Genomic DNA, 21,288 nt, shown 5'->3' with positions numbered 1-21,288 from the left:
CCACACCGGCGCGGAAACCGGAGATCCACCAGTATGAGACGCGCGAAAATCGTCGCCACCCTCGGGCCGGCAGCATCCAGCTACGAACAGATCCGGGCTATCATCGACGCCGGCGTAGACGTCTGCCGCATGAACCTGAGCCACGGTGACTACACCGTGCACGAGGGCGTATACGCCAACATCCGCAAGGCCGCCAACGACTCCGGCCGTGCCGTTGCCGTCATGGTCGACCTGCAGGGCCCGAAGATCCGCCTCGGAAAGTTCGTGGCCGGCCCGTACGACCTCGCCGTCGGTGACATCTTCAAGATCACCACCGAAGACATCCTCGGCACCAAGGAACTGTCCGGCACGACCTACAAGGGTCTGCCGAACGACGTCAAGCAGGGGGACTTCCTCCTGATCGACGATGGCAAGGTCAAGGTCGAGGTCGTCGAAACCGACGGCACCGTCGTGACCACGAAGGTCATCGTCGCCGGACCGGTGTCGAACAACAAGGGCATCAACCTGCCCGGCGTTGCCGTCAACGTTCCTGCGCTGAGCGAAAAGGACGAGGCCGACCTGCGTTGGGGCCTGCGCCTCGGCACCGACCTCATCGCGCTGTCCTTCGTGCGCAACGCGGCCGACATCGACCGGGTGCACGAGATCATGGCCGAAGAGGGCCGCAGGGTTCCCGTCATCGCCAAGATCGAGAAGCCGCAGGCCGTTGAGGCCCTCGAGGGCATCGTGGACGCGTTCGACGCGATCATGGTCGCCCGTGGCGACCTCGGCGTCGAGCTTCCCCTCGAAGCCGTTCCGATCGTGCAGAAGCACGCGGTTGAGCTGGCCCGCCGCATGGCGAAGCCGGTCATCGTCGCGACGCAGATGCTCGAGTCGATGATCCACAGCCCGGTTCCGACCCGCGCGGAGACGTCTGACGTCGCCAACGCGGTTCTCGACGGTGCTGACGCGGTCATGCTCAGCGGCGAAACCAGCGTCGGTGAGTACCCGGTGGTCACCGTGCAGACGATGGCCCGGATCGTGTCCTCCACCGAGGAGCACGGCCTGGAGCGGATCGCTCCGCTCACCAACAAGCCGCGCACCCAGGGCGGCGCCATCACGCTGGCCGCCATCGAGGTCGCCGAGTTCGTCGAGGCCAAGTACCTCTGCATCTTCACCGAGTCCGGAGACTCAGCGCGTCGCATGTCGCGGCTGCGGTCCTCGATCCCGATGCTGGCCTTCACCCCCGAGGCGAGCATCCGTCGTCGTCTCGCGCTGACCTGGGGCGTGCAGACGTACCTGGTCGACCGGGTGACCCACACCGACTCGATGTTCGGTCAGGTCGACGACATCCTGCTCGGCCAGGGCCTGGCAGAAATCGGCGACAAGGTCGTTGTGATCTCCGGTTCCCCTCCCGGAATCGCCGGCTCCACGAACGACATCCGGGTTCACCGCATCGGTGACGCCCACAACGGTGTCGCTCCGGCGTACGCCCAGCAGTAAGCAGCACCACAATGACAGCCCCGCGGAGAAATCCGCGGGGCTGTTGTCGTTGCTCGTGCCGGTAGCCCCTGAGCGGCCGTGCACGGTCGATGGGCGCCTGTGCAGGCCGATGCTGCCGGGGAGTGCGTTCGAGGGTCGCACACGCTGAGACGAGCGCGTGCGGGCGCTGAGGCTGCTGTGCTGGTCGTCAGACGGGCAGAAACACCGAATGCCCGCCTCCGGTCAAACCGGGCAACGGGCATTCGGTGAAGTGGTACCGGTGGTGGGACTCGAACCCACACGTCCTTGCGAACAAAGCATTTTGAGTGCTCCGCGTCTGCCATTCCGCCACACCGGCTCACAACACCTGCACCAGAATACCGTAGGCTTTTGGCTGTGACCGACCAAGAGACAACTCCAGTACCCCCCCGCCGCGTCGTCGTAGCGGAGGATGAATCCCTCATCAGGCTCGACATCGTCGAGATTCTGCGCGACAACGGATTCGAGGTGGTCGGCGAGGCCGGCGACGGCGAGACCGCTGTTGCCCTCGCCACCGAGCTGCGGCCGGACCTGGTGATCATGGATGTGAAGATGCCGCACCTGGACGGAATCTCCGCTGCCGAGCGCATCACCAAGGCGCACATCGCTCCCGTCGTGCTGCTCACCGCGTTCAGCCAGAAAGAACTGGTCGAGCGCGCGAGCGAGGCCGGCGCACTTGCCTACGTGGTGAAGCCGTTCACGCCGAACGACCTGCTGCCCGCGATCGAGATCGCTCTCTCCCGCTACAGCCAGATCATCACGCTCGAGGCCGAGGTCGCCGACCTGGTCGAGCGGTTCGAGACCCGCAAGCTCGTGGACCGGGCCAAGGGCCTGCTCAACGAGAAGATGGGCCTGACCGAACCGGAGGCGTTCCGCTGGATCCAGAAGGCGTCCATGGACCGCCGCCTGACCATGCACGATGTCGCCCAGGCGATCATCGAACAGCTCAGCGCCAAGAAGTAACCTGCCCCCAGTCACGAAAAGAGCGGGTCCCTCGTGAAGGGGCCCGCTTTTTCGTGCCTGCGCCTCGCGTGCGCGGCCGCCCTCAGCCGGCCGGCTGGTCCATGATCAGGTTGGTGATGCGGATGGTGGAGCAGCGCCGGCCGCGATCGTCGGTGACCACGATCTCGTGGGTGGTCAGGGTTCGACCCAGGTGGATCGGCGTGCAGACCGCCGTCACATAACCGGACGTGGCCGAGCCGGTGTGGCTGGCGTTGATCTCGATGCCCACGGCGATCTTTCCCGGACCGGCGTGCAGGTTGGCCGACATGGAACCGAGCGACTCGCCCATCACCACGTACGCGCCGCCGTGCAGCAGCATCGCCGGCTGGGTGTTGCCCTCAACGGGCATCCGCGCCACCGCCCGGTCGAGCGAGAACTCGGTGAATTCGATGCCCATCTTGTCGGCGAGATCGCCGGCGCCGCGCGCCTTCGTCCAGGCGAGGTGGTCGGTGTCGTGCTCTGGCCTGATCTGTTCTGGCCTGATCTGTTCTGGCCGGCTGTGCTCGCTCATGGTCACCCTAATGCTCTCGGCTCAGCCCCGTCCGGAAGCGGCTTGTAGGCTGGGACTGTGTCGGAATCCAAAAAGCCTACCCTGATGATCATCGATGGCCACTCGCTGGCCTACCGGGCATTTCATGCCCTGCCCATAGACAGTTTCCAGACCAGGGACGGGCAACACACCAACGCCATCCACGGCTTCCTGTCAATGCTGCTGAGCCTGCTGCGCAATGAGAACCCGAGCCACATCGCTGTGGCCTTCGACATCTCCAGGTTCTCCTTCCGCACCAGGGACTACCCGGAGTACAAGGGCACCAGGGCGATCACGCCGTCCGAGTTCAAGGGGCAGGTGCCCCTGCTGCAGGAGGCCCTGGCCGCGATGAACATCACCACGCTCACCAAGGACGACTACGAGGCAGACGACATCCTGGCCACCCTGTCGGTGCGCGGCACCGCCGAGGGCTACGACGTGTTCGTCGTGTCCGGCGACCGGGACACCATCCAACTGGTCAACGAGACCGTCACCCTGCTCTACCCGGCCAGTCAGGGCGTCTCCGCGCTCACCCGCTACGACCCGGCCAAGGTGCGCGAGAAGTACGGCATCGCCCCCGAGCAGTACCCCGACATCGCGGCGCTGGTCGGCGAGACCAGCGACAACCTGATCGGCATCAGCAAGGTGGGCGAGAAGACCGCCGTGAAGTGGCTGGACCGGTTCGGCAGCCTGGACGCGATCCTCGAACACGCCGACGAGATCACCGGTGTCGTCGGCGCCAACCTGCGCGAGCAGAAGGACAACGCGATCCGCAACCGCCGGCTCAACCGCCTCGTCACCGATCTTGACCTGCCCGTGCAGCTGGGCGACCTGGTGCGCGCCCCCATCAACGAGGACGCCGTGCGGGACGTCTTCGGGCGCCTGGAATTCCGCACCCTGCTCGAGCGGGTCATCAAGATCGAGGCCGCCAACGGCACCGGCACCGGGACAGCCGTCACCGGCGACGGCAGCGGCAGCGCCGCCGTCACGACGGTGGTCGCCGAGGTGCCGGAGACCGCGAAGGCACCCGTGCAGCGGGAGCTGCTCGACGAAGAACTCGCCACCTGGCTGAACCGGGTGACCGAGGCTGGAACCGCGCTCTCCGTGACGGTCGAGGTGCTGGACGGGATGCCGATCGGCTTCGGACTGGCCACAGCCACCGAGACCGCCACCGTGGCCTGGCAGCCGAACCGTGCCGACTACCGGCCGCTCGAGGACTGGCTCGCCGGCCCCGCCCCCAAGGTCATGCACGACGCCAAGCCGCAGGTGAAGGCTCTCACCAGGGCCGGCCTGAAGCTGGCCGGGCTCGCGATCGACACCCTGGTTGCCGGCTGGCTGTTGCGGCCGGGCGGGCCGGACAAAACCCTGGCCGACCTGGTCAAGCGGTACCTGGACGAGACCCTGCCCGTGGCCGACCCCAATCAGCTGGTGCCGGACGAGAGCCTGGCCGGCGGAGTCGCCGTCGATTCCTGGTACACGGTGCGCCTCGCCGCCACCCTGGTGGCACTCCTCGACGAGGGATCGCGCACCGTGCTGACCGACCTCGAAATGCCCACCCTGATGACCCTGGCCGACATGGAACTGGCCGGCGTGGCCGTCTCGCACGACGAGCTCGCTGCCCTGTCGCTCGAGCTCGGCGACACCGCGGCCGAACTGGCCGCGGGCGCATACGCCCAGATCGGCCGGGAGGTCAATCTCGGCTCACCCAAGCAGCTGCAGGAGGTCTTGTTCGACCAGTTGGGGATGCCGCGCACCCGGGCGAACAAGACTGGATTCACCACGGATGCCGGCGCCCTCGCCGACCTGCAGGCCAGCAACCCGCACCCCTTCCTCGACCTGCTCCTGAAGCACCGTGACGCCACCAAGCTGCGCCAGATCGTGGAGACTCTCGACAGGGCGATCGACGGAACCGGCCGCATCCACACCACCTACGTGCAGATCGGAACGGCCACCGGGCGGATCTCGTCCACCGATCCGAACCTGCAGAACATCCCGGTGCGCACCGAGGAGGGGCGCCGCATCCGCGCGGCCTTCCACGCCGGGGCGGGCAGCGAGAGCCTGCTGACGGCCGACTACTCGCAGATCGAGATGCGCATCATGGCGCACCTGTCCGAGGACGCCGGCCTGATCGAGGCGTTCAACGCCGGAGAGGACCTGCACAGGTTCGTCGGCGCGCGGGTCTTCGGGGTCGCGCCCGAAGACGTGACGAGCGAGATGCGCAACAAGGTCAAGGCCATGTCGTACGGCCTGGCCTACGGTCTGAGCGCGTTCGGGCTGTCCAGGCAGCTGCGCATCGAATCCCGCGAGGCCAAGCAGCTCATCACCGACTACTTCGCGAGGTTCGGCGCCGTGCGGGACTACCTGCGCCGGGTGGTCGAACAGGCCAAACTCGACGGGTACACCACCACCATCTTCGGTCGGCGCCGGCCGTTCCCCGAGCTGAACAGCCCGAACCGGGTGCTGCGCGACAACGCCGAACGGGCGGCGTTGAACGCCCCGATCCAGGGTTCCGCCGCCGACCTGATGAAGATCGCGATGAACAACATCGCCGCGGACCTGGCCGAGCAGGACCTGGCCAGCCGGATGATGCTCCAGGTACACGACGAACTGATCTTCGAGGTGGCGCCGGGGGAGTGGGATGCGCTGCGCGCCGTCGTCACCCACCGGATGGCGACCGCGGCCGACCTCCTGGTTCCGCTGGATGTGCAGGTGGGCCGCGGCGCGAACTGGGACGCCGCCGCGCACTGATCGGGGGCATGTCCTAGGCTCGGGGCATGACTCTGAACGAACAGCGGACCCCCACTCCCGTCGACCAGATCGCCGAACAGTGGGTCGACAGCCTCGTGGCCCTCGATCCCACAGTCGGCACCTACATCGGCCGGTCCGTCGACGGATCCGGCTTCGCTGACTACTCGCCGGACGGCCACGCCCGCTACATCCAGGCGGCGACCGAGACCATCTCGGCGCTGGAGAGCACACCGGCGGTGGACGCCATCGACGAGGTCACCCGCACCGACCTGCGCAGCACCCTCGCCCTCGACCTCGAGAGCTCCGCCGCCGGCCTGCAGCTGCGCGACCTGAACGTGATCGCCTCACCCGCGCAGAGCATCCGCGAGGTGTTCGACCTCATGCCCACCGGCACCGTCGACGACTGGCAGAACATCTCGGCCAGGCTCGATGCCGTGCCTGCCGCCGTGGACGGCTACATTCAGACCCTGCGCCTCGGCATCGAACGCGGCGCCACGCCCGCTCGTCGCCAGGTTCTGGAGGTGCTCGGTCAGGTCAGGCGCACCGGGGCGAACGACGGTTTCTTCAACCACTTCGTCGCCGAGGCCGGCCTCGAAACGGGCACGCTGCCGGCGTCCCTGGCCAACGACCTCGGGGCCGGCGCCCGCAAGGCCGCCACCGCCTACGAGCGGCTGGCCGAATTCCTGGCCGACGACCTCGCCCCGCGGGCCACCGAACAGGACGCCATCGGCCGGGAGCTGTACGCGCTGAGCTCCCGCCAGTTCCTCGGCGCCACCATCGACCTCGACGAGACCTACGAGTGGGGCATCCAGGAACTCGCCCGGATGGTGGCGGAGCAGGAGAAGGTGGCCCAGCAGATTAAGCCCGGCGCCACCGTGCTCGAGGCCATCGAGTTCCTCGACACCGACGCGTCCCGCAAGCTGCACGGCACCGACGCGTTGCAGCGCTGGATGCAGGAGACCAGTGACAGGGCGGTCGCGGAACTCGGCGAGTCCCAGTTCGACATTCCCGAGGAGATCCGCCGTCTCGAGTGCATGATCGCGCCCACCCAGGAGGGCGGGATCTACTACACCGGTCCCACCGACGATTTCTCCAGGCCGGGACGGATGTGGTGGTCGGTGCCCGTCGGCGTCACCGAATTCGACACCTGGCGTGAGCTCACCACCGTTTACCACGAGGGCATCCCCGGGCACCACCTGCAGATCGGCCAGGCCGTGTACAACCGGGCCAAGCTGAACACGTGGCGCCGCCAGCTCGCCGGCACCTCGGGTCACGCCGAGGGCTGGGCGCTCTACGCGGAACGGCTCATGGAGCAGCTCGGCTACCTCGACGACCCGGCCGACAGGCTCGGCATGCTCGACGGGCAGCGGATGCGTGCCGCCCGCGTCGTGCTGGACATCGGCGTGCACCTGGGCAAGAAGGTGCCGGACGGGTCCCAGACCTGGACGGCCGAGTACGCCTTCGACTTCCTGGCCAGGAACGTGAACATGAACGAGGGGTTCGTCAGGTTCGAGGTCAACCGGTACCTCGGCTGGCCGGGCCAGGCCCCGTCATACAAGGTGGGTCAGCGCATCTGGGAACAGCTGCGCGACGAGGCCCGGGCCCGTGAGGGGGCGGCCTTCAACATCAAGGAATTCCACCGTCGCGCCCTCGACCTCGGCGGGGTCGGCCTCGACACCCTCCGGTCGGCACTGCAGAACTAACCGGTGCCACCGCTCTCGCCGTACGAGGTCGCCCTCGGCGGCGACCTCACGGCGCTGCACCCGAAGCTGCGCGCCTACTTCGCGGCGATCCCGCCAGGCCGGCACGGCGTCGGGCGGGGGAGCTTCGACACCGTCGGCACCCCGCGCCGCTGGCTGTGGCCGGTGCTGGCGGTGCTGGCCCGCGACGGCGTCCTGTTCCCGGTCTGGCAACAGGACGTGCCCTTCCTCGTGGTGAACCGGCCCGGACCTGCCCGGGTCGACGCCGTGCGCCGCTTCGAGTTCGGGGGCGGAGCCAGGGACATGGTCGACGCCATCGGCGCGGACGCCGACGGCCTCACCGACCGCCTCGGCCGCAGCGGGCGGCTGGAGGCCCGACTCGACGGCCGCGTCGTCGACGGCGCCCTGCACCTGACCTCCAGCCGCCTTTTCCTGCACCACCGTGGTCGCCGGGTGTCTGTTCCGCGCTGGTGCGCACCGCTGGTGCACCTCACCGAACGCTTCGACGACGGCGACCAGCGGCAGCACGTGCGGGTCACCGTGACCCTGCCGCTCGTCGGTACGCTCTACGAATACGCCGGATCCTTTCGGTATTCGATCGAATCTGGAGAACCATCGGTATGACCAGACGTATAGTCCTCGCCGGCGGGTCCGGCTTCATCGGGCGCTACCTGGCCGCGGCGTTCCGGGCCGACGGCGACCAGGTCAGCATCATCGGCCGCACCGGGCCGGATGCCGCCTGGGGTGACACCGAAGCGATCACCAAACTTCTGGACGGCGCCGACCTGCTCGTGAACCTCGCCGGCAAGAGTGTGGACTGCCGGTACACCGCCGCCAACCGCGCGGAGATCATGCGTTCCAGGGTGGAAACCACCCGGGAACTGGCGACGGCCGTGCGGGCCTCGACCGTGCCGCCCCGGCTCTGGTTGAACTCCTCCACCGCGACCATCTACCGGCATGCGGAGGACCGGCCGATGACCGAGAGCGCCGGCGAAATCGGCACCGGGTTCTCGGTGTCGATCGCCACAGCCTGGGAGGAGGAGTTCTTCCGCGGGGAACTGCCAGGCACCCGCAGGGTGGCGCTCCGGATGGCGATCGTGCTCGGCGACGGCAGCGCCCTGATCCCGTTGCTGCGGCTGGCCTGGGCGGGGCTCGGCGGACCACAGCTGGACGGACCGTGGCCGATCGGGCGTGCGCGGCGTGCGGCCGGCACCGGACATGTCGCGGCCGCCCGTGGCGGCAGCCAACGCTTCAGCTGGATCCACCTGGCCGACGTGCTGGGGGCCATCCGGTTCATCGACGCCACACCGGGCCTGACCGGACCCGTGAACGTGTCGGCGCCGGAGGTATCGGACAACGCCTCGCTGATGCGCCACCTGCGCCACCTGCAGGGTCGCCCGGTCGGGTTGCCGACCCCGCGCGCCCTCGTCGAACTGGGCACCTGGCTGCTCCGCACCGAAGCCGAGCTGGTGCTCAAGAGCCGTTGGGTGGAGCCGGAACGGCTACTGGCGGCGGGCTACAAGTTCGAATACCCGGCCCTGTTGCCTGCCCTGCGCTCGATCGTGCGGGCTCGCGGCGGCCGTCGAGCCGCCAGGTGAACCTGCCGCCCGGCGGGTTGCCGCCGGCGCCTGGAAACAGCTAAGCTTTACTGTCACGCTTGTGACGAATTAGCCGCTGCCAGTCGCGGAAATGAATTCACATCGCACGTCCCTCCCTTCTGGCCCGAATATGTCCATCCTGGAGCAACTACTACATGACAATCGCAACGACCGAACGGGCACCCAAGCAGGTCGCCATCAACGACATCGGATCTGCTGAAGACTTCCTTGCCGCGGTCGAAAAGACTCTGAAATTCTTCAACGACGGAGACCTCATCGAGGGCACCGTTGTGAAGATCGACCGCGACGAGGTCCTCCTCGACGTCGGCTACAAGACCGAGGGTGTCATCCCCTCCCGCGAACTCTCCATCAAGCACGACGTTGACCCTTCCGAGGTTGTCAAGGTCGGCGACCTGGTCGAGGCCCTCGTTCTTCAGAAGGAAGACAAAGAAGGCCGTCTCATCCTGTCGAAGAAGCGCGCTCAGTACGAGCGTGCATGGGGCGACGTTGAGAAGATCAAGGAATCCGACGGCGTTGTCACCGGTTCGGTCATCGAGGTCGTCAAGGGCGGGCTCATCGTCGACATCGGCCTGCGCGGCTTCCTGCCGGCATCGCTCATCGAGCTTCGCCGTGTTCGCGACCTGACCCCGTACCTGGGCCAGGAGATCGAGGCGAAGATCCTCGAGCTCGACAAGAACCGCAACAATGTGGTCCTGTCGCGTCGCGCACTGCTCGAGCAGACCCAGTCCGAGAGCCGCACCACCTTCCTCAACAACCTCCAGAAGGGACAGGTCCGCAAGGGCGTCGTCTCGTCGATCGTCAACTTCGGTGCGTTCGTCGACCTGGGTGGCGTTGACGGTCTGGTTCACGTCTCCGAGCTCAGCTGGAAGCACATCGAGCACGCCAGCGAGGTCGTCGAGGTCGGTCAGGAAGTCACCGTCGAGATCCTCGAGGTCGACCTGGACCGCGAGCGCGTGTCCCTGTCCCTCAAGGCCACGCAGGAAGACCCGTGGCAGGTCTTCGCCCGCACCCACGCCATCGGCCAGGTTGCACCGGGTAAGGTCACCAAGCTCGTTCCCTTCGGCGCGTTCGTTCGCGTCGCAGAGGGCATCGAGGGCCTGGTGCACATCTCCGAACTGTCCGGCAAGCACGTCGAACTCGCCGAGCAGGTTGTCTCTGTCGGCGACGAGGTGTTCGTCAAGGTCATCGACATCGACCTCGAGCGTCGCCGCATCTCGCTGAGCCTCAAGCAGGCCAACGATGGTGTCGACCCCGAGGGCACCGAGTTCGACCCGGCACTCTACGGAATGCTCACCGAGTACGACGACCAGGGCAACTACAAGTACCCGGAGGGCTTCGACCCGGAGACCAACGAGTGGCGCGAAGGCTTCGAGACCCAGCGCGAGAAGTGGGAGCAGGACTACGCTGCAGCCCAGGCTCGTTGGGAAGCTCACAAGAAGCAGGTCGCATCCGCGAACGACGAGATCATCGCCCCCGGCGATGTCGCGTCCGCAGCTGGCAACTCGTTCACCAGTGAGGCTGCCGGAGCCGGCACCCTCGCCGACGACGAGGCGCTTGCCGCCCTGCGCGAGAAGCTCAGCAGCAACAACTAGCAGCATCCTCCCGGCTCACGCCGGGGCGAGAACAGGCCGGACCCTTCGGGGGCCGGCCTGTTCCGGTTAACGGCCGGGCGGATAGCCGCGGGCACCGGCCACACCGGCCACCCACCCCCAACCGCTACCATGGGGCGGTGTACTTGATTGGGTTGACCGGCGGGATCGCATCGGGCAAGAGCACTGTGGCGAAGCGATTCGCCGAACACGGGGCGGTGGTCATCGACGCCGATCAGCTGGCCAGGGACGCAGTCGCACCAGGCACTGACGCGCTCGCCCACGTCATCGAGGTGTTCGGCGACGAGGTCGTCAATGACGACGGCAGCCTGAACCGAGCGGCTCTGGGATCCATCGTCTTCGGCAATCCGGCCGCACTCAAACTCCTCAACCAGATCGTGCACCCCGCCGTGCGGGCCCTCTCCGCCCGGGCCATCGACGCCGCAGAGAAGGCCAACCCGCACGTGGTCGTCGTGTATGACGTGCCCCTGCTGGTCGAGGCGTCGGTCGGGCATCCGTTCGACCTCATCGTGGTGGTGCACGCGGATGCCGAGACCCGGGTGCGCCGCATGGTCGACCTGCGCGGCATGGCCGAGTCCGACGCCCGCAGCCGGATCGCCGCCCAGGCCGGCGACGATGAACGCCTCGCCGTGGCCGACGCCGTCATCGACTCCACGGGTTCCCTCCCGGCCACCCTCACCCAGGTGGACAGGCTCTGGAACCGCAAATTGCGCTCGCACCATGACGCGGTGGCCGCGGTGGTGCCGACGCCCTCAGACTCCAGTGTCGGTGGTGCTCCCTAGACTGGAAGCATGGAACCCACCCGTGCCGTTCACCCGTTCGAGGTCGTGAGCGAATACACCCCCAGCGGCGACCAGCCCGCCGCGATCGCTGAGCTCGCCGGTCGTATCAACGCCGGCGAGACCGACATCGTGCTGCTCGGCGCCACCGGCACCGGCAAGTCCGCGACGACAGCCTGGCTGATCGAACAGGTGCAGCGGCCCACCCTGGTGTTGGCCCACAACAAGACCCTCGCCGCCCAGCTCGTCAACGAGTTCCGCGAGCTGATGCCCAACAACGCCGTCGAGTACTTCGTCTCGTACTACGACTACTACCAGCCAGAGGCGTACGTGCCGCAGACCGACACCTTCATCGAGAAGGACTCCTCCATCAACGAGGAGGTCGAGCGGCTCCGGCACTCCACCACCAACTCGCTGCTCAGCCGCCGGGACGTCATCGTGGTCTCCACGGTGTCGTGCATCTACGGCCTGGGCACACCGGAAGGCTACCTGGAAGCCATGGTGGCCCTGCAGGTGGGCCAGAAGGTCGACAGGGACTGGCTGATCCGCCGGTTCGTCGCCATGCAGTACCAGCGCAACGATGTCGACTTCTCGCGCGGTCACTTCAGGGTGCGCGGTGACACCATCGAGATCATCCCGATGTACGAAGAGCTGGCCATCCGTATCGAGATGTTCGGCGACGAGATCGAGGCGCTCTACAGCCTGCACCCGCTCACCGGCGACATCGTGAAGAAACTCGACGCCGTGTCGGTGTTCCCCGGCTCCCACTATGTGGCCAGCACCGACGTCATGCAGCGCGCGATGGTGACGATCCAGGAGGAACTGGCCGAGCGGCTGGGCCAGCTGGAACGCGAAGGCAAGCTGCTCGAGGCGCAACGCCTGCGCATGCGCACCAGCTTCGACCTCGAGATGATGGAACAGATCGGCTTCTGCTCGGGCATCGAGAACTACTCCCGGCACATCGACGGACGCTCGGCGGGGGAGCCAGGGCACTGCCTGCTCGACTACTTCCCCGACGATTTCCTCGTCGTCATCGACGAGTCGCACGTGACCGTGCCGCAGATCGGGGCGATGTACGAGGGCGACTCGTCGCGCAAGCGCACCCTCGTCGAGCACGGCTTCCGACTGCCGAGCGCCCTCGACAACCGGCCGTTGAAGTGGAACGAGTTCAAGGACCGGGTCGGCCAGACGGTCTACCTGTCGGCGACCCCGGGCAAGTACGAGATGGGCATCGCCGACGGCATCGTCGAGCAGATCATCCGGCCGACCGGGCTCATCGACCCGCAGATCGTGGTCAAGCCGTCCGCGGGGCAGATCGACGACCTGCTCGAACAGATCCGGTTGCGGGTCGAGCGGAACGAGCGGGTGCTGGTCACCACCCTGACCAAGAAGATGGCCGAGGAACTCACCGACTTCCTCACCGAGGCGGGCGTGCGGGTGCGCTACCTGCACTCCGATGTCGACACCCTCCGGCGGGTGGAGCTGCTCACCGAACTCCGCCAGGGGCTGTATGACGTGCTCGTGGGCATCAACCTGCTCCGGGAGGGCCTGGACCTGCCCGAGGTCTCCCTGGTGGCCATCCTCGACGCCGACAAGGAGGGTTTCCTGCGGTCGTCGACGTCTCTGATCCAGACGATCGGGCGTGCCGCCCGCAACGTGTCCGGCGAAGTGCACATGTACGCCGACAGGATGACCGACTCGATGGCCAGGGCCATCGACGAGACCGACCGGCGCCGGGAGAAGCAGGTGGAGTACAACACTCTGCACGGCATCGACCCCACCCCGCTGCGCAAACGCATCGCAGACATCACCGACGTCCTCGCCCGCGAGGAGGCGGACACCGCCGAACTCCTCGCCGGTCGCGACGCCCGCCGCCGCAGCCCCACCCCCGCGATGCGAAAGGGCCTGGCCGCCAACGGGGCCAACGACCTGGAGTCGATCATCGCCGACCTCAACGCCCAGATGCTCGAGGCCGCCGGCGAACTCAAGTTCGAGCTGGCCGGCCGGTTGCGTGACGAGGTGTCGGAGCTCAAGCGAGAGCTGAGGCAAATGGAGAAGGCCGGCCACCTGGGCTAGGGGCGCTGTCGTCTCGGTGGCACTGCAGTGTCGGTGGCACTGCATAGACTCGAATGGTGTCAATTTCCAAGGTAGAGCAGGGCTCTCAACTCAGCGTCCGTGGTGCCCGCGTGCACAATCTGCACAACGTCAACCTGGACATCCCCCGCGATTCGCTCGTGGTGTTCACAGGTCTTTCCGGGTCGGGCAAGTCATCGCTCGCCTTCGATACGATCTTCGCGGAAGGCCAGCGACGCTACGTCGAATCGTTGTCGGCGTACGCGCGCCAATTCCTCGGGCAGGTCGACCGGCCCGACGTCGACTTCATCGAGGGCCTCAGCCCCGCGGTGTCCATCGACCAGAAGTCCACGAACCGCAACCCGCGGTCCACCGTGGGCACCATCACCGAGATCTACGACTACATGCGCCTGCTCTGGGCGCGCATCGGCGTGCCGCACTGCGCGATCTGCGGTGAGATCATCCAGTCCCAGACGGTCCAGCAGATCGCCGATCAGCTCATGGAGATCGAGACCGGCGTGCGGTACCAGATCCTCAGCCCCGTCGTCTCGCAGAAGAAGGGCGAGTTCGTCGACCTGTTCAAAGAGCTCGCGGCCGCTGGATACTCCCGCGCCATGGTCGACGGCACTCAGATCCAGCTGAGCGAACCGCCCACGCTCAAGAAGCAGCTCAAACACGACATCTCCGTCGTCGTCGACCGCCTCGTGGCCGGACCGGACCTGCTCAGCCGGCTGACCGACTCGCTGGAGACCGCGCTCAAACTGACCGACGGCCTGGTGCAGGTCAACTATGTCGACCTCACCGGCGACGACGCCTGGGAAAGCTACTCCGAGAAGCTGTCCTGCCCGAACAACCACCCCGTGCAGCTCACCGAAATCGAGCCGCGCACCTTTTCGTTCAACGCACCGTTCGGCGCCTGCCCGGAGTGCTCCGGGCTCGGCACCCGGATGTCCGTCGACGAGGACCTGCTCCTCGGCGACCCCGACCTCAGCATCGCCGAGGGCGTCGTGCTGCCCTGGACCACCCAGGGCAAGGGCCTCTTCCAGTACTACGAGAAGCTCTTGGACGGCCTGGCCCGCGACCTGAAGTTCAAGCTCACGACACCGTGGAAGAAGCTGAGCGACGAGGTGCGCACCGCCGTCATGCGGGGTGACAACTTCGAGGTCAAGGTCAAGTGGAAGAACCGCTACGGCCGGGAGATGAGCTACACCTCAGGGTTCGAAGGCGTCGTGCCGTATATCGAACGCCAATTCCTGCAGGCCGAGACCGACAGCCAGCGGCAGCGCTGGGGAGAATACCTGCGCGAGGTGGCCTGCCCGGTCTGTGAGGGCACCCGGCTCAAGCCCGAGGTCCTCGCCGTCCTCGTGCACGAGAAGAGCATCGCCGACATCTGCCAGCTCAGCCTGTCGGACGCCCGCCAGTTCATGGACCGCCTGGAACTGACCGACCGGGAGAAGACCATCGCGGCCCAGGTGCTGCGCGAGATCAAGGTACGCCTGGACTTCCTGCTGCAGGTGGGCCTGAACTACCTCAGCCTGGCCAGGGCCGCCGGCTCGCTCTCCGGCGGCGAGGCCCAGCGCATCCGCCTGGCCACCCAGATCGGCTCAGGGCTCACCGGCGTGCTCTATGTGCTCGACGAACCCAGCATCGGTCTGCACCAGCGGGACAACCGACGGCTGATCGAGACCCTCGTGGCCCTCCGCGACCTCGGGAACACCCTCATCGTCGTCGAACACGACGAGGACACCATCAAGACGGCGGACTGGGTGGTGGACATCGGACCCGGCGCCGGCGTCAACGGCGGCCACGTCGTGCACTCGGGCTCGTACGCCGACCTGCTCACGAACACCGAGTCCCTCACCAGCGACTATCTCTCCGGCCGCAAGTCGATTGCCACGCCGCAGACCCGGCGGCCGCTCGACCCGGAGCGGGAAATCACCGTCGTGGGCGCCGAGGCCAACAATCTCAGGAAGGTGACCGTCAAGTTCCCGCTGGGCGTGTTCACCGCTGTCACCGGGGTGAGCGGTTCCGGTAAGTCGTCCCTGGTCAACGACGTGCTCTACAGGGTGCTGGCCAACCGCCTCAACGGTGCCCGCAAGCTGCCGGGCCGGCACACCAAGGTCACCGGACTCGACCAGCTCGACAAGGTCATCCACGTCGACCAGGCACCGATCGGCCGCACGCCGCGCTCGAACCCGGCCACCTACACCGGGGTGTTCGACAAGATCCGCACCCTCTTCGCCGAGACCATGGAGGCCAAGGCGCGCGGTTACCTGCCCGGCCGGTTCAGTTTCAACGTCAAGGGCGGCCGCTGCGAGGCGTGCTCCGGTGACGGCACCATCAAGATCGAGATGAACTTCCTGCCCGACGTGTACGTGGCCTGTGAGGTCTGCGGGGGAGCGCGCTACAACCGCGACACCCTCACCGTGCACTACAAGGGCAAGAACATCGCCGAGGTCCTCGACATGCCCATCAGCGAGGCGGCCGACTTCTTCGAACCGATCTCGTCGATCCACCGGTTCCTCAAGACCCTCGTCGAGGTGGGCCTGGGCTACGTGCGGCTGGGCCAGAGTGCCACCACCCTCTCCGGTGGCGAGGCCCAGCGGGTCAAGCTCGCCACCGAGCTGCAGCGCCGCTCCAACGGACGCAGCGTGTACGTGCTCGACGAACCGACCACCGGCCTGCACTTCGAAGACGTGCGGAAGCTGCTGCTGGTGCTCAACAGCCTCGTCGACAAGGGCAACACGGTAATCGTGATCGAGCACAACCTCGACGTGATCAAGTCGGCGGACTGGGTCATCGACCTGGGTCCAGAGGGTGGCTCTGGCGGCGGCAAGATCCTCGCCACCGGCACCCCCGAGCACGTCGCCGGCGTGAAGAAGAGCCACACCGGAATGTTCCTGAAGGAGGTCCTCGCCGCGCGGTAGGCCGAGGAAGAACATGTCTGACGCTTTGAGCTATCGCCCCAAGCCAGGGGAGATCCCCACCGAACCCGGTGTGTACAGGTTTCGCGACCCCTCCCGCCGGGTGCTCTACGTGGGCAAGGCGAAAAACCTGCGCGCCCGGCTGAGCAACTACTTCGCCCCGCTGAGCAGCCTGCACGAGCGCACCAGGCGGATGGTCACCACGGCCACCAGCGTCGAGTGGACCACCGTGGGCACCGAGATCGAGGCCCTGCAACTCGAGTGGACCTGGATCAACGAGTTCGACCCGCCGTTCAACGTGCAGTTCAAGGACGACAAGTCGTATCCGTATCTCGCGGTGACGTTGGCCGACGAGGCCCCGCGGGCCCTGGTGACCCGCACCACCGGCATCAAGGGCGCCAGGTACTTCGGGCCGTACCCCAAGGTTTGGGCCGTGCACGAGACCATCGACCTGATGCTCAAGGCCTTCCCGATCCGCACCTGCAACAACGCCAACTACAAACGCGCCATGCAGTCGGGCAAGCCCTGCTTCGCCGGCCAGATCGGGCGCTGCTTCGGACCCTGCTCGGGCAAGGTCGGCATCGAGGAGCATCGCAAGACCGTCAACGAGTTCGTGAGCTTCATGGGCAGTCAGGACCGCAAGCTCATCAACAGCCTGACGGCGCAGATGAAAGAGGCCGCCCTCGCCCAGGACTACGAAACCGCCGCCAGGCGCCGCGACCAGGTGAAGGCGCTCAACGCCGTGCTGGAAAAGAGCGCAGTGGTGCTGCGCGACAACGTGGACATCGACCTGTTCGCGATCGAGCAGGACGAGCTCGCCGCGGCCGTGCAGCTGTTCATCGTGCGTGGGGGCCGCATCCGCGGTGTGCGCGGTTGGGTGGTCGACAAGGAACTCGACCTGACGATGAGCGAACTCATCGACTCGGTGATGCAGACTGCATACACCGGCGACGCGGTTCCGCCCCGGGAGATCGTGCTGCCCGAGCTGCCGGACGACGCTGAGGCCCTCGAGGGCTGGCTGGGCGAGATCGCGCACCGCAAGGTGCGCCTCGTGGCCGCGCAGCGCGGGGAGAAGGCTGCGCTGCTGGCGACGGCCCAGCAGAACGCGAAGCAGGCGCTGATGCTCTACAAGACGCGGCGTAGTTCGGACTTCGTCGCCAGGTCCAAGGCCCTGGAAGACCTCCAGGAGGCCCTGGGCATGGAGACCGCGCCGCTGCGAATGGAGTGCTACGACGTCTCCCACCTCGGCGGCACCAATATCGTCGCGTCGATGGTGGTCTTCGAAGACGGTCTGCCCCGTAAAGACGAGTACCGCCGGTTCGGCGTCCCCGAGTCCACCGACGACACCGACTCGCTATACCGGGTACTCACCCGGCGGCTGGCTTACCTGATTCCCGACGATGCCACTCCGGATGCGCTGCCGACCGGTGGTGTGATCAAGGTGCCCACCGACCCCCTCGACGGACTCTCTCTCACCGCGACATCCGGTGCCGGCACGGACGAGCCCGCGGCCGACGGTGTCGAGCAATCCGCCAAGCGGGCGAAGTTCCGCTACCAACCGAACCTGCTCATCGTGGACGGCGGCCAGCCTCAGGTCGCCGCTGCCGCCCGCGCCCTGCGCGAATCAGGAGTGACCGGCATCACCCTCTGCGGAATCGCCAAACGCCTGGAGGAGATCTGGCTGCCGGATTCCGACTACCCGGTGATCCTGCCCCGCAACAGCGACGCCCTGTTCCTCATCCAACGCATCCGCGACGAAGCGCACAGGTTCGCCATCACCCACCAACGCGCACGCCGTAAGCGCGACATCAACACCATTCTCGGAGAAATCCCCGGATTGGGCCCAGCCAGGATCAAGGTGCTCCTGGGCCACTTCGGCTCTGTCGCCAAGCTCAGAGAGGCATCGGTCGACTCGATCGCCGAGATCCGGGGCATCGGACCGGCCCTCGCCGACGGCATCCACCGGCACCTGCGCGCCTGAACCTGCCCCCCGGTGGGTAGGCTGGACATTCACCAACTTCGACCGAAGGCGCAAATCCAGCATGAGCACGGAGACCGAAAAGCAGGAGATGCTGATCGTTACCGGCATGTCCGGCGCCGGTCGATCCACCGTGGCGAACGCCCTGGAGGACCTGGGCTGGTACGTCGTCGACAACCTGCCGCCCCAAATGCTCCGGCCCCTGGTCGAACTCGTCGGGCGGGCGGGCACCAGCCTGCCCAAGATCGCGGCCGTCGTCGACATCCGCGGCCGGGATTTCTTCGGCGATTTTCAGGAACTCGTGCAGGCGCTCCGCAGCGGCACCCAGGTCCGCGTCATCTTCCTCGAGGCGCGCGACGATGTGCTCGTGCGCCGTTTCGAAGCCGTCCGCCGTCCGCACCCGCTCCAGGGTGAGGGCACCATCCTGGACGGCATCTCGGCCGAACGCACCAGGCTGGCGGTCGTGCGGGAGTCCTGTGACATCGTCATCGACACCTCCGACCTCAACATCCACCAGCTCGCCACCACGATCACCGAACGGTTCGCCGCCGAGAACGCCGCCGGACTGCACCTCACCGTGATGAGCTTCGGCTTCAAATACGGGCTGCCCACCGACGTCGACATGGTCGCCGACGCGCGGTTCCTGCCCAACCCGTTCTGGATCCCGGAACTGCGGCCGCACACCGGCCTCGACCCCGAGGTGAGCGAGTACGTGCTGGGCCAGGAAGGCGCACGCGAGTTCATCACCAGCTACGCGGCCGCCGTGCGGCCCGTGCTCGCCGGCTACCAGCGCGAGAACAAGCGACACGCCACCATCGCCATCGGCTGCACGGGCGGCAAGCACCGCTCCGTCGCCATGGCCAGGGAATTGGCTGGTCTGCTCCAAGAATTTCCCGGCGTCGCGGTGAGCCTCAAGCACCGCGACCTCGGACGAGAATAACAACACGGCCTGCCGTCCACCGTGGCGGCCGGCCTCGAACAACAGAATGGAATGACGATTGGCACTCACCATCGACGTCAAAGATGAACTAGCACGCGTCGAGGTTTCGAAGACCACGGTTCGCGCGGCCGAACTGGCGACGATCCTGCGGTTCTCCGGCGGCCTGCACATGATCTCCGGACGGATCGCCATTGAGTCGGAGCTCGATACCCCACTGCTGGCCCGCCGGGTACGCAAAGACCTGGCCGAACTCTACGGAGTGCGCAGCGACGTGTCCGTGATCGCGGCGTCCGGACTGCGCCGCACCAACCACTACCTCGTACGGGTTCTGGACGGCGGCGAAACTCTCGCCAGGCAGACCGGTCTGCTCGACGCCCGCCGCCGACCCATTCGCGGGCTGCCCAACCGCCTGACGACGGGCTCGAAAGAGGAAATCGCCGCCGTCTGGCGAGGCGCGTTCCTCGCGACCGGATCGCTCACCGACCCCGGTCGCTCCGCCGCCCTCGAGGTCGTCTGCCCGGGCAACGAGGCCGCCATGGCCATCGTCGGCGCCGCGGGGCGCCTCGGGATCGCCGCCAAGGCCCGCGAGGTCCGCGGTGTGCACAGGGTGGTCATCCGCGACGGTGACGCCATCGGCGCGATGCTCGTGCAGATGGGCGCCGCGGAGACCGTGCTCAACTGGGAAGCCCTGCGCCAACGCCGTGAGGTGCGCGCGACCGCCAACCGTCTGGTCAACTTCGACGACGCCAACCTGCGCCGTTCCGCCCAGGCCGCCGTCGCCGCCTGCGCCCGTGTCGATCGCGCCATGGAGATCCTCGGCGACGACATTCCCGAGCACCTGCGCTACGCGGGTGAGCTTCGACTGTCCTTCCGGGACTCCAGCCTCGACGAGCTCGGCCACCACGCCGACCCGCCCATGACCAAGGACGCCGTCGCCGGTCGCATCCGCCGTCTCCTGGCGATGGCCGACAAGAAGGCCGTTGACCTCGGCATCCCCGGCACCGACGCAAACCTGCCGGCCGACCTCGACGACGTCTGACCCGCCGCCCGGGCCGTCCGTCCTCCGCGGATGGCCCCCGCACCGGGGGAGAGGGGACTAACGTCCCCTATTCACCTGAGTAGACTAAAAAGGTCACTTACAGTGCAGATGGCGAGAGAAATCTTAGCCGCTGCCACATAAATGAGGAGATACGAGCTATGGCCGAATACACCCTGCCTGAACTGGCTTACGACTACTCGGCACTTGCGCCGAGCATCAGCGGCACCATCATGGAGCTCCACCACAGCAAGCACCACCAGGCGTACGTCACCGGTGCGAACACCGCACTCGCCCAGCTGGCTGAAGCCCGCGATTCGGGCAGTCTCGTGTACGTGAACAAGCTCGAGAAGGACCTCGCGTTCAACCTCGGCGGTCACGTCAACCACTCGATCTTCTGGACCAACATGTCCCCGAACGGCGGCGACAAGCCGGTCGGTGAACTCGCCAGCGCGATCGACGATTTCTTCGGTTCCTTCGACAAGTTCCAGGCGCACTTCGCGGCCACCGCGATGGGCGTCCAGGGCTCGGGATGGTCGGTGCTCGCCTGGGATTCCATCGGGCAGCGCCTGATCATCCAGCAGTTCTTCGATCAGCAGGCCAACTTTGCCGCCGGCACAGTCCCCATCCTGATGCTCGACGTCTGGGAGCACGCGTACTACCTCGATTACCAGAACGTGCGCGCCGACTACGTCAAGGCGTTCTGGAACATCGTCGACTGGGCGAACGTCCAGGCGCGCTTCGTCGCCGCCAGGGAGAAGACCAACGGCCTGCTGTTGCTCTCCTAGGTTCGCCTCACCACCCCACCTTTGAAGTTCTTTCATTCCCACCACCGGCGCTACATGCGCCATCA

General features: G+C 66.8%; 15 protein-coding genes and 1 tRNA gene. 14 read left to right on the top strand and 2 right to left on the bottom strand.

Annotation, left to right across the window (positions count from 1 at the left end; translation table 11 throughout):
- The first annotated feature begins 33 nt into the window (after positions 1-33).
- A complete protein-coding gene (gene pyk / locus ACEN2M_RS01115; protein WP_441646283.1) occupies positions 34-1,479 on the top strand; it encodes a pyruvate kinase in 1,446 nt (481 codons plus the stop codon).
- A gap of 251 nt (positions 1,480-1,730) precedes the next feature.
- On the opposite strand, the gene ACEN2M_RS01110 is transcribed toward pyk, so the two are convergent.
- A tRNA-Leu gene (locus ACEN2M_RS01110) sits at positions 1,731-1,816 on the bottom strand.
- 38 nt (positions 1,817-1,854) lie between these two features.
- On the opposite strand from ACEN2M_RS01110, the gene ACEN2M_RS01105 reads away from it, so the two are divergent.
- A complete protein-coding gene (locus ACEN2M_RS01105; RefSeq protein ID WP_066595563.1) occupies positions 1,855-2,460 on the top strand; it encodes an ANTAR domain-containing response regulator in 606 nt (201 codons plus the stop codon).
- Between the two features lie 82 nt (positions 2,461-2,542).
- Here ACEN2M_RS01105 and ACEN2M_RS01100 read toward each other — a convergent pair whose 3' ends face one another.
- Positions 2,543-2,896, bottom strand: a complete 354-nt coding sequence (locus ACEN2M_RS01100; protein ID WP_441646614.1) for a hotdog fold thioesterase — start codon at positions 2,894-2,896, stop codon at positions 2,543-2,545.
- A gap of 198 nt (positions 2,897-3,094) precedes the next feature.
- Here ACEN2M_RS01100 and polA point away from each other — a divergent pair, with 198 nt between their 5' ends.
- The 12 genes from polA to ACEN2M_RS01040 all read left to right on the top strand — a co-directional run bounded on the left by polA (position 3,095) and on the right by ACEN2M_RS01040 (position 21,223).
- The gene (gene polA, locus ACEN2M_RS01095) at positions 3,095-5,776 is read left to right on the top strand and encodes a DNA polymerase I (protein WP_441646613.1); all 2,682 of its coding nucleotides are present in this window, start codon (positions 3,095-3,097) and stop codon (positions 5,774-5,776) included.
- Between the two features lie 26 nt (positions 5,777-5,802).
- The gene (locus ACEN2M_RS01090; protein WP_441646282.1) at positions 5,803-7,479 is read left to right on the top strand and encodes a DUF885 domain-containing protein; all 1,677 of its coding nucleotides are present in this window, start codon (positions 5,803-5,805) and stop codon (positions 7,477-7,479) included.
- Positions 7,480-7,482: 3 nt separating this feature from the next.
- Positions 7,483-8,100 carry a DUF4166 domain-containing protein gene (locus ACEN2M_RS01085; protein ID WP_441646281.1) on the top strand — a complete coding sequence of 206 codons (618 nt, stop codon included), beginning with the start codon at positions 7,483-7,485 and terminating at the stop codon, positions 8,098-8,100.
- The gene (locus ACEN2M_RS01080) at positions 8,097-9,074 is read left to right on the top strand and encodes an epimerase (protein ID WP_441646280.1); all 978 of its coding nucleotides are present in this window, start codon (positions 8,097-8,099) and stop codon (positions 9,072-9,074) included. The genes ACEN2M_RS01085 and ACEN2M_RS01080 overlap by 4 nt, the downstream gene beginning before the upstream one ends.
- Before the next feature lie 155 nt (positions 9,075-9,229).
- Positions 9,230-10,687 (top strand): 30S ribosomal protein S1, encoded by a 1,458-nt coding sequence (rpsA, locus tag ACEN2M_RS01075; RefSeq protein WP_134454573.1) that lies wholly within the window; start codon positions 9,230-9,232, stop codon positions 10,685-10,687.
- A 137-nt stretch (positions 10,688-10,824) separates the two neighbouring features.
- Positions 10,825-11,487, top strand: coding sequence for a dephospho-CoA kinase (gene coaE, locus ACEN2M_RS01070; protein ID WP_441646279.1), 663 nt, complete (start codon positions 10,825-10,827; stop codon positions 11,485-11,487).
- 9 nt (positions 11,488-11,496) lie between these two features.
- Positions 11,497-13,560 carry an excinuclease ABC subunit UvrB gene (gene uvrB / locus ACEN2M_RS01065; protein WP_441646278.1) on the top strand — a complete coding sequence of 688 codons (2,064 nt, stop codon included), beginning with the start codon at positions 11,497-11,499 and terminating at the stop codon, positions 13,558-13,560.
- Between the two features lie 56 nt (positions 13,561-13,616).
- Positions 13,617-16,484 carry an excinuclease ABC subunit UvrA gene (gene uvrA, locus ACEN2M_RS01060; protein WP_441646277.1) on the top strand — a complete coding sequence of 956 codons (2,868 nt, stop codon included), beginning with the start codon at positions 13,617-13,619 and terminating at the stop codon, positions 16,482-16,484.
- 13 nt (positions 16,485-16,497) lie between these two features.
- Positions 16,498-18,462: an excinuclease ABC subunit UvrC gene (gene uvrC, locus ACEN2M_RS01055; RefSeq protein WP_441646276.1), complete on the top strand. Its 1,965-nt coding sequence runs from the start codon at positions 16,498-16,500 to the stop codon at positions 18,460-18,462.
- 61 nt (positions 18,463-18,523) lie between these two features.
- Positions 18,524-19,399, top strand: a complete 876-nt coding sequence (gene rapZ / locus ACEN2M_RS01050) for an RNase adapter RapZ (protein WP_441646275.1) — start codon at positions 18,524-18,526, stop codon at positions 19,397-19,399.
- 58 nt (positions 19,400-19,457) lie between these two features.
- The gene (whiA, locus tag ACEN2M_RS01045) at positions 19,458-20,438 is read left to right on the top strand and encodes a DNA-binding protein WhiA (protein ID WP_441646274.1); all 981 of its coding nucleotides are present in this window, start codon (positions 19,458-19,460) and stop codon (positions 20,436-20,438) included.
- A gap of 158 nt (positions 20,439-20,596) precedes the next feature.
- Positions 20,597-21,223, top strand: coding sequence for a superoxide dismutase (locus ACEN2M_RS01040; RefSeq protein WP_441646273.1), 627 nt, complete (start codon positions 20,597-20,599; stop codon positions 21,221-21,223).
- Positions 21,224-21,288 lie beyond the last annotated feature (65 nt).

It is taken from the genome of Cryobacterium sp. W22_MBD10_FK3 (assembly GCF_052113745.1).
Classification (GTDB): domain Bacteria; phylum Actinomycetota; class Actinomycetes; order Actinomycetales; family Microbacteriaceae; genus Cryobacterium.
The sequence above is the reverse complement of the archived record's forward strand: the minus strand, read 5'-3'. Positions and strand labels throughout refer to the sequence as shown.

Excerpts from the sequence above, each read along its gene's own strand:
- ACEN2M_RS01040 (WP_441646273.1), top strand. The coding sequence starts at position 20,597 with ATGGCCGAATACACCCTGCCTGAACTGGCTTACGACTACTCGGCACTT.
- ACEN2M_RS01090 (WP_441646282.1), top strand. The coding sequence starts at position 5,803 with ATGACTCTGAACGAACAGCGGACCCCCACTCCCGTCGACCAGATCGCC.
- pyk (WP_441646283.1), top strand. The coding sequence starts at position 34 with ATGAGACGCGCGAAAATCGTCGCCACCCTCGGGCCGGCAGCATCCAGC.
- polA (WP_441646613.1), top strand. The coding sequence starts at position 3,095 with ATGATCATCGATGGCCACTCGCTGGCCTACCGGGCATTTCATGCCCTG.
- uvrC (WP_441646276.1), top strand. The coding sequence starts at position 16,498 with ATGTCTGACGCTTTGAGCTATCGCCCCAAGCCAGGGGAGATCCCCACC.
- rpsA (WP_134454573.1), top strand. The coding sequence starts at position 9,230 with ATGACAATCGCAACGACCGAACGGGCACCCAAGCAGGTCGCCATCAAC.
- ACEN2M_RS01080 (WP_441646280.1), top strand. The coding sequence starts at position 8,097 with ATGACCAGACGTATAGTCCTCGCCGGCGGGTCCGGCTTCATCGGGCGC.
- rapZ (WP_441646275.1), top strand. The coding sequence starts at position 18,524 with ATGAGCACGGAGACCGAAAAGCAGGAGATGCTGATCGTTACCGGCATG.
- ACEN2M_RS01100 (WP_441646614.1), bottom strand. The coding sequence starts at position 2,896 with ATGGGCATCGAATTCACCGAGTTCTCGCTCGACCGGGCGGTGGCGCGG.
- uvrB (WP_441646278.1), top strand. The coding sequence starts at position 11,497 with ATGGAACCCACCCGTGCCGTTCACCCGTTCGAGGTCGTGAGCGAATAC.